The organism is Rathayibacter sp. PhB151 (genome assembly GCF_004366415.1).
Classification (GTDB): domain Bacteria; phylum Actinomycetota; class Actinomycetes; order Actinomycetales; family Microbacteriaceae; genus Rathayibacter; species Rathayibacter festucae.
In genome coordinates, this window is sequence record NZ_SOEN01000007.1 from 363,125 (window position 1) to 376,702 (window position 13,578).

A 13,578-nucleotide genomic window follows, 5' to 3' on the forward strand; every position below is an offset into this window, starting at 1 on the left:
GGCGGTGCGCCCTACGCTGTCGATCAAGCAGCGAGGGGAGCCGCATGGGTGACGAGACGACGACGAGGACGCAGCCGGAGCATCCGCAGCTCGGGCACTTCCGGGCCGCCGACCGGGTGATCGCGCACCTCAGCGACACGCACTTCCTCGCGGAGGGCGCTCCGCTCTACGGGCGCGTCGACACCGTCTCCCGGCTCGAGCAGGCCGTCGCGCGGCTCGTCGAGCGCGGCGGTCGGCTCGACGCGATCGTCGTCACGGGGGACGTCGCCGATCGCGGTGAGGAGGACGCCTACCGGCGGGTCAGGGACGTCCTCGATCCCGTGGGCGAGCGCTTCGACTGCCCGATCGTCTGGGTGATGGGCAACCACGACGAGCGCGGTGCGTTCCGCCGGGTGCTCCTCGACCAGGAGCCGCGCGACGTGTCCAGCGATGCCCCGATCGACCAGGTCGTCGACCTCGGCGGGCTGCGGCTCATCGCGCTCGACAGCGCGGTGCCGGGCTACCACCACGGCGCGCTCACCGGCGAGCAGCTCGAGGCGCTCCGAGCCGAGCTCGCGACGCCTGCTCCACTCGGCACGATCCTCGCGCTGCACCACCCGCCGCTGCCGACACCGCTCGGCGCGATGACCGTGCTCGAGCTCCGAGGGATGGACCGGCTGGAGGAGGTGGTGCGCGGGACCGACGTGCGCGCGATCCTCGGCGGGCACCTGCACTATCCGACGGCCGCGACCTTCGCCGGCGTCCCGGTCTTCGTCGCCGGAGCGACCAGCTACACGATGGACCTCGGCGCTCCGGAGCGCGAGCTCGCCGGCATCGACGGAGCGCAGAGCTTCTCGCTCGTCCACGTACATCCCGAGACCGTCGTCACCTCGCTCGTCCCGAGCGCCACCACGCCGATCGCCACCCGCTTCGGCACGGACCTGATCGAGAAGCTCGAGAGCCTCGACGAGCAGGGCCGCATCGACCTGTGGTCGCGGATGCCGGGCACCGATGGCTGACAAGCCTCCCGCAGGCCTGCCCCCGCGTGGCGAGCCGCTCGCGGCGGCCGTGGAGGACTTCCTCCGCTACGTCCTCGACGAGCGCTCCCTCTCACCCGCCACGGCCCGCGGTTACCGCGCGGACCTCTCGACGCTGATCGACTTCGCCGCAGGCAGGAAGCAGCCGATGCTCGCCCAGTTCGACCTCGAGCTGCTGCGCGACTGGCTCTGGCACGAGTCGCAGACCGGCGTCGCCCGGGCGACGCTCGCCCGGCGGACCGCGGCCGTCCGCTCCTTCTCGTCCTGGGCGCAGCGCTCCGAGCGCCTGCCGATCGACGTCGCCGCGCGCCTGCGCACCCCGAAGGGCGGGCGGGCGCTGCCGCGCGTGCTCACCGAGCCGCAGACCGAGCACCTGATCGACGTGGTCGCGGCGCGCGGGGCGACCGAGGACCCGGTGGCCCTGCGCGACCTCGCGATCGTCGAACTGCTCTACGCCTCCGGCATCCGCGTCTCCGAGCTCGTCGCGATCGACGTCGGCGACCTCGACCTGAGCCGGCTCACTGTGCTCGTCACCGGCAAGGGGAGCAAGCAGCGCGTCGTGCCGTTCGGCGTGCCCGCGAAGGAGGCGCTCATCGCCTACCTGGAGAAGGCCCGTCCGCAGCTGCTCCCGGACGCGGAGCCCAGCGCGACCGGGACGAGCACCCCGGCCCTCCTCCTCGGCCGTCGCGGCGCCCGCCTCACCCCGCGCACCGTCTACGGCGTCGTCGCCCGGCTCCTCGACGGCGGCCAAGGCTCCGGCCCGTCCGGCCCGCACACCCTCCGGCACACCGCGGCGACGCACCTGCTCGACGGGGGAGCGGACCTCCGCGCCGTCCAGGAGCTGCTCGGCCACGCGAGCCTCGGCACCACGCAGATCTACACCCACGTCTCGACCGAGCGGATCCGCGAGGCCTACCGCCTCGCCCACCCGCGCGCCTGAGCGCGCCGCACTCACCACCGCCTGCTCCGTATCGGTGACCGCTCCTGCGTCCACTCCATCCATCGGGAGCAGCACCGCGCGCGGGATCCCGCCGAAGAACCGCATCGGGTTCACGTACTCCCCGTCCTCGCGCACCCCGAGGTGCACGCACGAGCCGTCGCAGTGCCCGCCCGCGCCCACGGTGCCGATGACGTCCCCGGCGCGGACCTCCTGACCCTCCGCGACGGACGGCTCCACCGGCTCCACGCTCGACACCAGCCCACCGGCGTGCGCGATGCTGACCACGCTCCGGTCGACCACCCGCCCCGCGAAGGACACCCGCCCGTCCGCGACGGCCCGGACCGGAGACCCCGCCGTGGCGGCGAGGTCGATCCCGCGATGCCCCGCGGCGTAGCGATGCGCGGGCGCCCGCCACGGCTCGACGACGGAGAACCCGTCCACCGGCGGGGTCCAGAGCATCGGCGCGAGCAGGGCGAGCACCAGGAACACGCCCGGGCGGAGGAGGAGAGGTGCAACCATGCGGACACCTTCCTCCTCGCTCGCGTCGCGCGGGCGGCCGGCCGCGCGACCGGGGGAGAAGACGCTCGCAGGGTGGGCTGTGGAGGAGAACGACGTCGACCCCGCTGCGCAACCCGGCCCGGGACATTGGCAGGCGGGAGTAACGTGCCTGTGATCCGGAGCGGGCGCGGAGACACCGCACCCACCGGCGGCGAGAATCGGAGACGACCATGACCAGCGGACGATCTGACACCATCCCGAACCCCTCGGCGGCGAAACTGAAGAGGAAGGTGATCGGTCTCGCCATCGCGGCGGCGGTCGGCGGCTTCCTCTTCGGCTTCGACTCGTCCGTGGTCAACGGAGCGGTCGAGGCGGTGCAGGGCGAGTTCGAGCTGTCGGCCGCGCTGATCGGCTTCGCCGTCGCGTCGGCCCTCCTCGGCTGCGCGGTCGGCGCCTACCTCGCCGGTCGCCTCGCGGACCGCTGGGGCCGCATCAAGGTCATGCTGCTCGGCGCAGGCCTCTTCTTCATCTCCTCGATCGGCGCGGGCGCGGCCTTCGCCGTCTGGGACCTCGTCCTCTGGCGCGTCGTCGGCGGCCTGGGCATCGGCATCGCCTCGGTGATCGCCCCCACCTACATCTCCGAGATCGCGCCCAAGGCGATCCGCGGTGCGCTCGCGTCGCTGCAGCAGCTCGCGATCACGCTCGGCATCTTCGCCGCACTGCTCTCGGACACCGTCATCGCCGAGGGCGCGGGCGGCGCGTCCGAGCCGTACTGGTTCGGCGTCGCGGCCTGGCGCTGGATGTTCATCGCCTGCGCCGTCCCCGCCGTGATCTACGGCCTGCTCGCCCTGACGCTGCCGGAGTCACCGCGCTACCTGGCCACGCGGGGTCGCTCGCAGGACGCGCGCAAGGTCCTCGCGACGGTCACCCCGCGCGACGAGGTGGACGAGGCGCTGGCCGACATCCAGAAGAAGATCGACGAGGACGCCGAGAACGCCCAGCGATCGAGCCTGCGCGGTCCGGCGCTCGGTCTGTTGCCGGTGGTCTGGGTCGGCATCCTGCTCTCGGTGTTCCAGCAGTTCGTCGGCATCAACGTGATCTTCTACTACTCGACCTCGCTCTGGAGCGCGGTCGGCTTCGACGAGTCGAACTCGTTCGCCATCTCGGTCTTCACCTCGGTGGTGAACGTCGTGGTCACCTTCGTCGCGATCTTCCTGGTCGACAAGGTCGGCCGGAAGCCGCTGCTGCTCGTCGGCTCCGCCGGCATGGCGATCTCGCTCGGACTGATGGCGCTCGCGTTCAGCCAGTCGACGATCAGCGGCGAGGACGTCTCGCTGCCCGGCGCCTGGGGCCCGATCGCCCTCGTCTCGGCCAACGCCTTCGTCGTGTTCTTCGGCGCGACCTGGGGCCCGCTGGTCTGGGTGCTGCTCGGCGAGATCTTCCCGAACCGGATCCGCGCCGCCGCCCTGGGCCTCGCCGCCTCGGCGCAGTGGATCGCCAACTTCGCCATCACGGTGACGTTCCCGATCCTGTCGCAGGACGTCTCGCTGACCCTCGCCTACGGCCTGTACGCGGCGTTCGCCCTCATCTCGTTCTTCTTCGTGTTCCTGTTCGTGCCCGAGACCAAGGGCCGCTCGCTGGAGGAGATGGACACCCTGCACATCCGCACCGTGATGAAGTCGGCGCGCAAGTAGCGCACGGCCTCGCCCCTGGCCGAGCTCTGGCTCGCGAGAACGCCTCCGGCTCGTGGAATCCCAGCGGTTCCGCGAGCCGGAGGCGTTTCCGCGTGCCGGAGCCACGTGGCTGAGCTGCGCGGCGGACTTCGGGCTCGTGATTGCGTTTCGGGCTCGTCAAATCGGGTGGTTCCTGCGTGCCGGAGGTGTTTCTGCGTGCCGGAAGCCGCGCGGCGGGACCTCGGGCTCGCGATTTCGGTCCGGGCTCGTGGGATCGGGCGGTTTCCGCGTGCCGGAGGTGTATCCGCGTGCCGGAGGTGGTCGGCAGCCGGGCGGCGGACGCGCGGGCCGGACCCGCGGGGGAGGCGGCCGTCCTGGTGCTAGTCTTCTAGGAGCACCTCGCTCGTCGGGGTGACTACGCGCGCCCATTCGGCCAACGCTCCCCACGGTCCCCTTCGCCCAGTGCGAGGAGGGCGGGAGCGCGCCGGGCGCCAGGGCGACGTGCCGACCGGCCGTCGCGGACAACCGAACGGGAGTTCGGCGCCGTCGTGCGCCCGAGCCCCAGAGAAGGAGAACGACTCATGGCAGTCGTCACCATGCGCCAGCTGCTCGACAGCGGCGTCCACTTCGGGCACCAGACCCGTCGCTGGAACCCGAAGATGAAGCGCTTCATCCTGACCGAGCGCTCGGGCAGCTACATCATCGACCTCCAGCAGTCGCTGGCCTACATCGACAAGACCTACGACTTCGTCAAGGAGACGGTCGCCCACGGCGGCACCATCCTCTTCGTCGGCACGAAGAAGCAGGCGCAGAACGCGATCTCCGAGCAGGCGACCCGCGTCGGCCAGCCCTACGTCAACCAGCGCTGGCTCGGTGGCCTCCTCACCAACTTCCAGACGGTCTCCAAGCGCCTCGCGCGCATGAAGGAGCTCGAGGAGCTCGACTTCGACGACACGTCGAAGAGCGGCTTCACGAAGAAGGAGCTCCTCATCAAGAAGCGGGAGCTCGACAAGCTGCACAAGTCGCTCGGCGGCATCCGCAACCTCTCGAAGACGCCGTCGGCCCTGTGGGTCGTCGACACCAAGAAGGAGCACCTCGCGATCGACGAGGCCAAGAAGCTGGGCATCCCGGTCATCGGCATCCTCGACACGAACTGCGACCCGGACGAGGTCCAGTACCCGATCCCGGGCAACGACGACGCGATCCGCTCGGTGAGCCTGCTCACCCGCATCGTCGCCGACGCCGCCGCCGAGGGCCTCATCCAGCGTCACCAGAAGCCCGAGGCCGAGGGCAACGTCTCCGCCGTCGAGCCGCTGGCCGAGTGGGAGAAGGAGCTGCTCACCACGAGCGACGACTCCGCCGCCGCGACCGGCGCCGCCGTGACCGACGCCCCGGCGTCCGACGTCCAGGAGCCCGCCGAGCAGGCCGGTGCCGAGACCGAGAAGGTCGCCGACGCCGAGCTCGCGACCGCCGACGAGGCCGTCGCCGAGGCCGAGGCGCCCGCCGAGGCCGACTCGACCACCGAGTCCGCGACCGACGAGACCCCCGCGTCCGTCTGACACCCGCACTGAGCCGGGGGTCGGACGGGTCGCGAGAGCGCCCGGCCGACCCCCGCTCATTCGGGGCACGTTCACCACGAAGCAGAACCGCCGACACCCCGGCGTGATGGAGTCCTCGACACCGAGGCCCGTCGCCGCGGGACCGGCAGACCACGACGTCCTGGCGGGCGCAGGTGCTCGAAGCACCGCGCCGACCGGACACAACAGAGGAGTTCGCAGAACTATGACTAATTTCAGCCTCGCTGACGTCAAGACGCTGCGCGAGCAGCTCGGAACCGGCATGGTCGACACCAAGAACGCGCTCGTCGAGGCCGACGGCGACCTGGACAAGGCGGTCGAGATCCTCCGCCTCAAGGGTGCCAAGGGCAACGCGAAGCGCGCCGACCGCTCCACGAGCGAGGGCCTCGTCGCCGCCGCCGAGAAGGACGGCGTCGCCACCCTGATCGAGCTCGCCTGCGAGACCGACTTCGTCGCCAAGGGCACCAAGTTCATCGCCCTGTCCGAGGGCGTGCTGGACGCGGTCGTCGCCGCCGGCGCCACCACCGTCGAGGAGGCCCTCGCGGCCCCCGCCGGCGACAAGACCGTCGCCGACCTCATCAACGACGAGGCCGCGATCCTCGGCGAGAAGGTCGAGCTCCGTCGCGTCGCCACCGTCTCCGGCGAGCACTTCGCCGTATACCTGCACAAGACCAACAAGGACCTGCCCCCGCAGGTCGGCGTGGTCCTGGGCTACTCGGGAGACGATGCGGAGACCGCGCGCTCGATCGCGCAGCACATCTCGTTCGCCAACCCCTCCTACCTGTCGCGCGAGGACGTGCCGCAGTCGGAGGTCGACAACGAGCGCCGCATCGTCGAGGAGATCTCGCGCGGCGAGGGCAAGCCCGAGGCCGCCCTGCCGAAGATCATCGAGGGTCGCGTCAACGCGTACTTCAAGCAGGTCGCGCTGCTCGACCAGGACTACGCCAAGGACAACAAGCTGTCCATCAGCAAGGTCGTGGCGGACGCCGGTCTGACCGTGTCGGGCTTCGCCCGCTTCAAGGTCGGCGCGTAGCACGCACAGCGAGGGGAGTCCGGGTCGTTCAGTCGACCCGGACTCCCTTCGCTCTGCCCGGGGGAGGTGCCCGGGCGTGGTCGCGGGGCGTCCCCCGCGCGGGATAGGTTTGTACGGGTCTACGGGAGGAAACGTCCATGACGGAGACGGATGCGAAGACGACGGGCAAGCGCCGCAGGGTGCTGCTGAAGCTGTCGGGGGAGGCGTTCGGAGCCGGCACTCTCGGGGTCAACCCGGACGTGATCAGCGCCCTGGCGCGCGAGATCGCCGACGCCGCGACCGAGGTCGAGATCTCGGTGGTCGTCGGCGGCGGCAACTTCTTCCGCGGGGCCGAGCTCTCGCAGCGCGGCATGGACCGCGGCCGCGCGGACTACATGGGCATGCTCGGCACGGTGATGAACGCGCTCGCCCTGCAGGACTTCCTCGAGCAGGCCGGCGCGGAGACGCGCGTGCAGTCCGCGATCGCGATGACGCAGGTCGCCGAGCCCTACATCCCCCGCCGGGCGATCCGGCACATGGAGAAGGGCCGCGTCGTGATCTTCGGCGCGGGCGCCGGCCTGCCCTACTTCTCCACCGACACCGTCGCCGCGCAGCGCGCGCTCGAGACGCACGCCGACGTCGTGCTCGTCGCGAAGAACGGCGTCGACGGGGTCTACGACGCCGACCCGCGGACCAACCCGGACGCGAAGAAGCTCGATACCCTCACCTACCAGGAGGCGCTGCAGCGCGGTCTCAAGGTCGTCGACTCGACCGCCTTCAGCCTCTGCATGGACAACGGCATGCCGATGCAGGTCTTCGGGATGGAGCCGGCCGGCAACGTCGCGCGGGCCATCCGGGGCACCCGGCTCGGCACCCTCGTCTCCAACTAGGGCGCCCCCGCCCCGAACTAGACTGACCACTTCCCTCTCTTAAGGAGCCCCCTGTGATCTCGGATGTACTCGCCGACGCGACCGTCAAGATGGACAAGGCCGTCGGAGTCGCCAAGGAGGACTTCTCCACGGTACGCACCGGTCGGGCCAACCCCGGCCTGTTCCAGAAGGTGCTGGTGAGCTACTACGGCACGCCCACCCCGCTCTCGCAGCTCGCATCGCTGCAGAACATCGAGGCGCGCACGCTGCTGGTCACCCCCTACGACAAGGGCGCCCTGCGCGACATCGAGCAGGCCATCCGGGACATGCCGAACCTCGGCGCCAACCCGACGAACGACGGCTCGGTCATCCGGATCAACCTCCCCGAGCTCACCGCCGAGCGCCGCAAGGAGTTCGTGAAGATCGTGCGGACCAAGGCGGAGGACGCGAAGATCGCCGTCCGCAACATCCGCCGCAGCGCGAAGAGCGACCTCGACGCGCTCAAGGGTGACATCGGCGACGACGAGCTCTCGCGTGGCGAGAAGGAGCTCGAGGCCGTGACCAAGCAGCACGTGGACGCCATCGACGAGGCGCTCAAGCGCAAGGAATCCGAACTGCTCGAGGTGTAGTGCCGTGCCCGTGAACCCCGAGGATCCCGAGAGCAGCGACGACGCTCCGGCGCCGCACGTTCCGGGCGCCCGGGGTTCGCGCATGGTCACGCGCGACGCCCTGCGCGCGCGGGCCCAGCAGGGCCGGGCCGACGTCGAGCGACAGCTCGAGGCGACCCGTGCCCAGCTCGAGGCGACGAACGAGCGCCTGACCGCGCGCTCGGGCCGGAACCTCGTCTCCGCGACCGTCATCGGTCTCATCGGCGGCGGCGCGATGGTGGTCAGCCTGCTGGTCGTCAAAGAGCTCTTCATGGTGCTGGCCGGCGCCCTCGTGCTGCTGGCGGCGCTCGAGCTGTCGAACGCGCTGCGGCACGCCGGGCGCGACATCCCGCGTATCCCCACCGGGGTCGTCGCCGTGGTCGCCGTGCCGGCGGCTTACTACGGCGGGATGCAGGCCGCCTGGTTCGCCGTGCTGGGCGGCTCGGCGCTGGTCGCCCTCTGGCGGCTGGGGGAGCAGCTCCTCCGCCGGACGAGGTCGACCGGTCGCGAGCTCCTGCTCGACGTCGGGCTCGGCGCGTTCGTGCAGATCTACGTCACGTTCCTCGGCGCCTTCGCCATCCGCCTCGTCGCGGAGGAGGGCGGCCAGCTCTGGGCGCTGTCCTTCCTGATCCTGGTGATCGTGGTCGACACCGGCGCCTACGTCAGTGGTCTCACCTGGGGCAAGCACCCGATGGCACCGCGGATCAGTCCGAAGAAGACCTGGGAGGGCTTCGCGGGCGCGGCAGTCGCAGGCGTCGTCGTCGGCGTGCTCCTCGCGCTCCTGCTGCTCGGCCAGCCCTGGTGGGTCGGCGCCGTGTTCGGCGCGGTCGTCCTGCTGACGGCGACGCTGGGCGATCTCGCGGAGTCGCTGATCAAGCGCGACATCGGCATCAAGGACATGAGCTCGTGGCTGCCGGGCCACGGCGGCTTCCTCGACCGCCTCGACTCGATCCTCCCCTCGGCCGCCGCGGCCTACGTGCTCTACTTCGTCTTCGCGCACTGACCTCGAGCACGGGACCGCGCAGTGGCCGAGCGCACGGTCTCCGTTCCGTCGCGGCGCGGTCGACGCGCCGATTCCCGGACCGGGCCGCCGCCTTGGCAGAATGACGGGATGAACGCTCCCTTCCCCCGCGCCCGCGAGTCCCGGCCCGGCTACGACACGGACGAGGTCGACTCCTTCCTCGCCTCGGCCAGGGACGCCTACGCCCAGCTCTCGGGCGGTCCCGCCGACCTGCGCGCGGTGGATCTGCGGCACACCGCCTTCTCGCTGAAGAAGGGCGGCTACTCGGCGCCGCACGTCGACGCCGCGCTGGAGCGCCTCGAGGACGCCTTCGCGGTGCGCGAGCGCCAGTACGCGATCGCGGCGCAGGGCGAGGAGGCCTGGCTCCGGAACGCGCGGGAGACCGCGCAGGAGATCGTGAACCGCCTGGCGCGGCCCGCGCGCGAGCGCTTCACCCGCGCCGGCGTGCTCACCACCGGCTACAACATCCGCCAGGTCGACGCCTTCTCCGACCGCGTCTCCGGTTACTTCCGGGACGGCTCCGTGCTGACCGTGGACGACGTGCGGACGGTGTCGTTCGCACCGCAGCGCGGCGGCTACTCCGAGCCGCAGGTGGACCTCGTGCTCGACGCCGTGGTCGACGTGATGCTGGCGGTGCGCTGAGCGGTCGGCCCCGCACTGGCGGATCGAGAGGTCCTCCGTTATGCTTTCGTGATCGTGGGTATGCATCAGAGAACGTCCGTCGCGCAGCCACCCGTCTCCCGATCCTCGGTCGAGACCTCGAAGCGCGCGGCGGCCCGCCGGTCCCGGACCCGTGTCCCGCTGGCGTTCCTCGCCTTCGCCGCCTCCATCGGCTTCGTCGCCGTCAGCGCGGTCGACCCGTCCAGCGGCGCCGTTGCGTCGCCCTTCTACCAGGCCCCGGAGCGCTTCAACGGCGACCCGGCCCAGCGCCTCGTCGTCGCTGAGGCGGCGGTCGAGCGCACCGTCCAGCGCGACACCTTCGACGCTCAGGCGAAGCCGACCCCCACGCCGACTCCGACGCCGACCCCCACTCCGACGAAGTCGAAGCAGGCCGTCGTCGAGGACGACGAGGAGGAGGAGTCGGCCGCCGCGGCGCCCGTCGCCCGCTCCGCCGCCCCGGACCCCGGCTCGGCGAAGGCCCTCGCCTACGACCAGATCGTGCAGCGCGGCTGGGCCGACAGCGAGTACGACTGCCTCGTGCTTCTGTGGAACCGCGAGTCCGGCTGGAACGTCTACGCCGAGAACAAGTCGAGCGGTGCCTACGGCATCCCGCAGGCGCTCCCCGGCAGCAAGATGGCGACGGTCGGCGGCGACTGGCAGACCAACGCCAACACCCAGATCACCTGGGGCCTCGGCTACATCTCGGGTCGCTACGGCTCGCCGTGCGGTGCCTGGGCGCACTCGGAGAGCGTCGGCTGGTACTGATCCCGGCTGCCGCCCGTGCTCGGGGCGGGCGACCCGCCCGATAGCCTGAGCGCGTGGATTACGCGCTGCTCGGAGTCGTCGGGATCATCACCGTCGTCACGGTCGCGCGCTTCTCGAGCCGGCTCGGAGTCGCGGCACCGCTGCTGCTGGTCGTCATCGGCATCGGCGCGTCCTACCTCCCCGGCGTCCCCGAGATCGAGGTCGAGCCGGAGCTGATCCTCGCCGGGGTGCTGCCACCGCTGCTGTACTCCGCGGCGATCCAGGTGCCACTGGCGGACTTCCGGCGGAATCTGCGCTCGATCTTCGGGCTGTCGGTGCTGCTCGTCGTCGTCACGGCTCTCGTCGTCGGCTTCTTCCTCTACATGCTGCTGCCGGACCTCAGCCTCCCGGCCGCCATCGCGCTCGGCGCGGTGGTCAGTCCGACCGATGCGGTCGCGGCCACCTCGATCGGCAAGAAGCTCGGCCTGCCGCCGCGGCTCGTGACCGTGCTCGAGGGCGAGAGTCTCGTCAACGACGCGTCGGCGCTCGTGCTGCTGCGCGCCGCCACGGCCGCGACCGCGGTGGTGGGCGCCTCCGTCTCGAGCGACGCCATCGACATCGGCGAGGTCGGCGTGCTCTTCGTCTACTCGGTCGTGATGGCCGTCGTCCTCGGGCTGGTCATGGGCGTGCTGACCGTCTTCGTGCGCTCGAAGCTACGCGACCCGGTGCTGGACACCGCGGTCTCGTTCGCGGTGCCGTTCCTCGCCTACATCCCGGCGGAGGAGCTCGGCGCCTCGGGTGTCCTCGCGGTCGTCGTCACCGGCATCTACACCGGGCACAACAGCGCGCGGTTCCTCAGCCCGCAGTCGCGGATCAGCGAGCGGGTGAACTGGCGGACGGCGCAGTTCCTGCTCGAGAACGGCGTGTTCCTCCTGATGGGCGCCGAGATCAAGGCGATCGTCGGCGACATCGAGCCGGGCGGCGTCGGCGTCGACACGGCGGTCCTCCTCGGGCTCGCGACGGTCGTGATCCTGATCGTGCTGCGCACCCTCTTCGTCTGGCCGCTGCTGCTCTGGCTGCGCGGCTCGGGCCGGCGGGCGGAGCGGATCAACCGCCGGCTCGCGGTCGGGGTGATGCGCCTGCGCAACAGCGCCAGCAGCGACGAGCGGTTCGTCCGCCGGCAGCAGCGCGCGGAGCGGCTCTACCAGCGGCGGGAGACCGACCTCGCGGCGACGACGAGCGAGGCGTTCGGCTGGCGCGGCGGGGTCATCCTCTCCTGGTCCGGGATGCGCGGCGTGGTCACGCTCGCGGCGGCGCAGTCGCTGCCGGCGGAGACGCCCTACCGCTCGCAGCTCATCCTGATCGCCTTCACGGTGGCCGTGGTCACCCTGCTGCTGCAGGGCGCGACGCTCCCGGCGCTCATCCGGGTGACGGGCATCCAGGGGAGCGACGGCGACGCCGACCGCCGCGAGCTGGCCACGCTGCTCGACGAGGTCGCCTCGACCGGCATCCAGGCGCTGCCGGAGGCGGTCGAGGACCTGCCGGCCGGCAGTGTCGGCGAGCGGGTGCTGGAGCGGGTCCGCCGGGACACGCTGACCCGCTCGCAGGTCGCGTGGGAGCAGGTGGAGCGCGAGGCCGACGGCCCGCTGGGCCCTCAGGGGCAGTACCTGCACCTGCGGCGGGCGGTGCTGAGCGCCGAGCGCGAGGCACTGCTGGAGGCGCGCGGTCGCGGGGTCTACTCCTCGCGGATCCTGCGGCGGGCGCAGCTGATGCTCGACGCCGAGGAGACGCGGCTCGAGATGGACGACTCCTCGCACTGACCCGCCCGGACGGGACGGCTGCGAGCGAGCGCTCGCGCGGCGGCTCCTAGACTGGAGCAATGCCGCGCAGCAATCGACCCCGCGGACGCGGGCGCGAGGACGACGACGAGCAGCGCGACCTCTCGCAGATGCTCGCCGGCTGGCGCCGCATCGAGACGCGCCGCGGCCGAGAGTGGAACGTCCAGCCCGTCTCGTCGTCGCGCGCGGTCAAGAACTACCTCTGCCCGGGCTGCGGCCAGACCATCGACATCGGCCTCGCGCACGTCGTCGTCTGGCGCGGCGACGGAGCACTCGGCGACGCCGCGGACCTCGCCGGTCGTCGCCACTGGCACACCCACTGCTGGCGGATCGAAGGAGCACGATGACGCACGAGATCCGCGGAGGCGTCGTCCTCCCCGCCCGCCGCGAGGACGTGGAGCTGCACACCGCCGACGGGCTGACGCTGGTCGGCGAGCTGGCGCTGCCGCTCGAGGGCGAGCCGGTGGCCACGCTGGTCACCCTGCACCCGCTGCCGACGCACGGCGGCTTCATGGACTCGCACATCCTGCGGAAGGCCGCCGCGCGGCTGCCCGCCCTGGCCGGGGTGGCGGTGCTCCGCTTCAACACTCGCGGCACGAGCTCGCCGCGCGGGACGAGCGAGGGCGCCTTCGACGGCGGCACCGCCGAGCGGGCCGACGTCGCCGCGGCGATGGCGCTGGTCGCCGAGCGCGGGCTGCCGCACCCGTGGCTGGTCGGCTGGTCCTTCGGCACCGAGCTGGCGCTGAAGTGGGGGAGGGAGCACCCGGTCGAGGGCGCGATCCTGCTGTCGCCGCCGCTGCACCGGGCGACGGCCGAGGAGGTCGCGGCCTGGGGCGAGGACGGCCGCCCGCTGGTCGCGCTGATCCCCGAGCTCGACGACTATCTGCGGCCGGAGGCCGCCGCCGAGCGGTTCGCCTCGGTCCCGCAGCTCGAGCTGGTCGCCGTCGAGGGCGGCAAGCACCTCTGGGTCGGCGAGGCGCAGACGCGCCGCGTGCTCGACGAGATCGTGCGGGTGGTGGCGCCGGCGTCGTCGCCGCTGCCGACGGAGTGGGCGGGCGAGCTCGGCTGAGCCCGCCCGCGCCG

The 13,578-nt window shown here is 71.8% G+C and carries 13 protein-coding genes and 1 pseudogene; 13 read left to right on the top strand and 1 reads right to left on the bottom strand.

The window, feature by feature from the left end:
• Nucleotides 1-44 precede the first annotated feature (44 nt).
• Both EDF35_RS09085 and EDF35_RS09090 read left to right on the top strand, forming a co-directional pair.
• Nucleotides 45-998, top strand: a complete 954-nt coding sequence (locus tag EDF35_RS09085) for a phosphodiesterase (protein WP_133961979.1) — start codon at nucleotides 45-47, stop codon at nucleotides 996-998.
• A complete protein-coding gene (locus EDF35_RS09090; RefSeq protein ID WP_133961981.1) occupies nucleotides 991-1,956 on the top strand; it encodes a tyrosine recombinase XerC in 966 nt (321 codons plus the stop codon). Before EDF35_RS09085 ends, EDF35_RS09090 begins: the two co-directional genes overlap by 8 nt.
• 117 nt (nucleotides 1,957-2,073) lie before the next feature.
• Here the strand turns inward: EDF35_RS09090 and EDF35_RS21190 are convergent.
• A pseudogene (locus EDF35_RS21190) lies at nucleotides 2,074-2,475 on the bottom strand (M23 family metallopeptidase); the annotation flags it as partial.
• Between the two features lie 209 nt (nucleotides 2,476-2,684).
• On the opposite strand from EDF35_RS21190, the gene EDF35_RS09100 reads away from it, so the two are divergent.
• From EDF35_RS09100 to EDF35_RS09150, 11 genes are all read left to right on the top strand, one after another.
• Nucleotides 2,685-4,148, top strand: a complete 1,464-nt coding sequence (locus EDF35_RS09100) for a sugar porter family MFS transporter (RefSeq protein ID WP_123445729.1) — start codon at nucleotides 2,685-2,687, stop codon at nucleotides 4,146-4,148.
• Between the two features lie 560 nt (nucleotides 4,149-4,708).
• Entirely contained in the window at nucleotides 4,709-5,686 is a 978-nt protein-coding gene (gene rpsB, locus EDF35_RS09105) for a 30S ribosomal protein S2 (protein ID WP_133961983.1), read from the top strand.
• Nucleotides 5,687-5,909: 223 nt separating this feature from the next.
• Nucleotides 5,910-6,737, top strand: a complete 828-nt coding sequence (tsf, locus tag EDF35_RS09110; RefSeq protein ID WP_133961985.1) for a translation elongation factor Ts — start codon at nucleotides 5,910-5,912, stop codon at nucleotides 6,735-6,737.
• Nucleotides 6,738-6,874: 137 nt separating this feature from the next.
• On the top strand, nucleotides 6,875-7,606 hold the full coding sequence (gene pyrH, locus EDF35_RS09115) for a UMP kinase (RefSeq protein WP_123445732.1): 732 nt from the start codon (nucleotides 6,875-6,877) through the stop codon (nucleotides 7,604-7,606).
• Between the two features lie 53 nt (nucleotides 7,607-7,659).
• Complete coding sequence (gene frr / locus EDF35_RS09120) at nucleotides 7,660-8,214, top strand: ribosome recycling factor (RefSeq protein ID WP_123732204.1); 555 nt, start codon at nucleotides 7,660-7,662, stop codon at nucleotides 8,212-8,214.
• A gap of 82 nt (nucleotides 8,215-8,296) precedes the next feature.
• Nucleotides 8,297-9,235, top strand: a complete 939-nt coding sequence (locus EDF35_RS09125; protein WP_123704777.1) for a phosphatidate cytidylyltransferase — start codon at nucleotides 8,297-8,299, stop codon at nucleotides 9,233-9,235.
• A 108-nt stretch (nucleotides 9,236-9,343) separates the two neighbouring features.
• Nucleotides 9,344-9,895, top strand: a complete 552-nt coding sequence (locus EDF35_RS09130; protein ID WP_123703370.1) for a DivIVA domain-containing protein — start codon at nucleotides 9,344-9,346, stop codon at nucleotides 9,893-9,895.
• A 60-nt stretch (nucleotides 9,896-9,955) separates the two neighbouring features.
• Nucleotides 9,956-10,678, top strand: a complete 723-nt coding sequence (locus EDF35_RS09135; protein ID WP_133961987.1) for a lytic transglycosylase domain-containing protein — start codon at nucleotides 9,956-9,958, stop codon at nucleotides 10,676-10,678.
• A 53-nt stretch (nucleotides 10,679-10,731) separates the two neighbouring features.
• A complete protein-coding gene (locus tag EDF35_RS09140) occupies nucleotides 10,732-12,477 on the top strand; it encodes a sodium:proton antiporter (RefSeq protein ID WP_133961989.1) in 1,746 nt (581 codons plus the stop codon).
• Nucleotides 12,478-12,536: 59 nt separating this feature from the next.
• Nucleotides 12,537-12,842, top strand: a complete 306-nt coding sequence (locus EDF35_RS09145) for a hypothetical protein (protein ID WP_133961991.1) — start codon at nucleotides 12,537-12,539, stop codon at nucleotides 12,840-12,842.
• Nucleotides 12,839-13,564: an alpha/beta fold hydrolase gene (locus EDF35_RS09150; protein WP_133961993.1), complete on the top strand. Its 726-nt coding sequence runs from the start codon at nucleotides 12,839-12,841 to the stop codon at nucleotides 13,562-13,564. Before EDF35_RS09145 ends, EDF35_RS09150 begins: the two co-directional genes overlap by 4 nt.
• The last annotated feature ends 14 nt before the right edge of the window (nucleotides 13,565-13,578 follow it).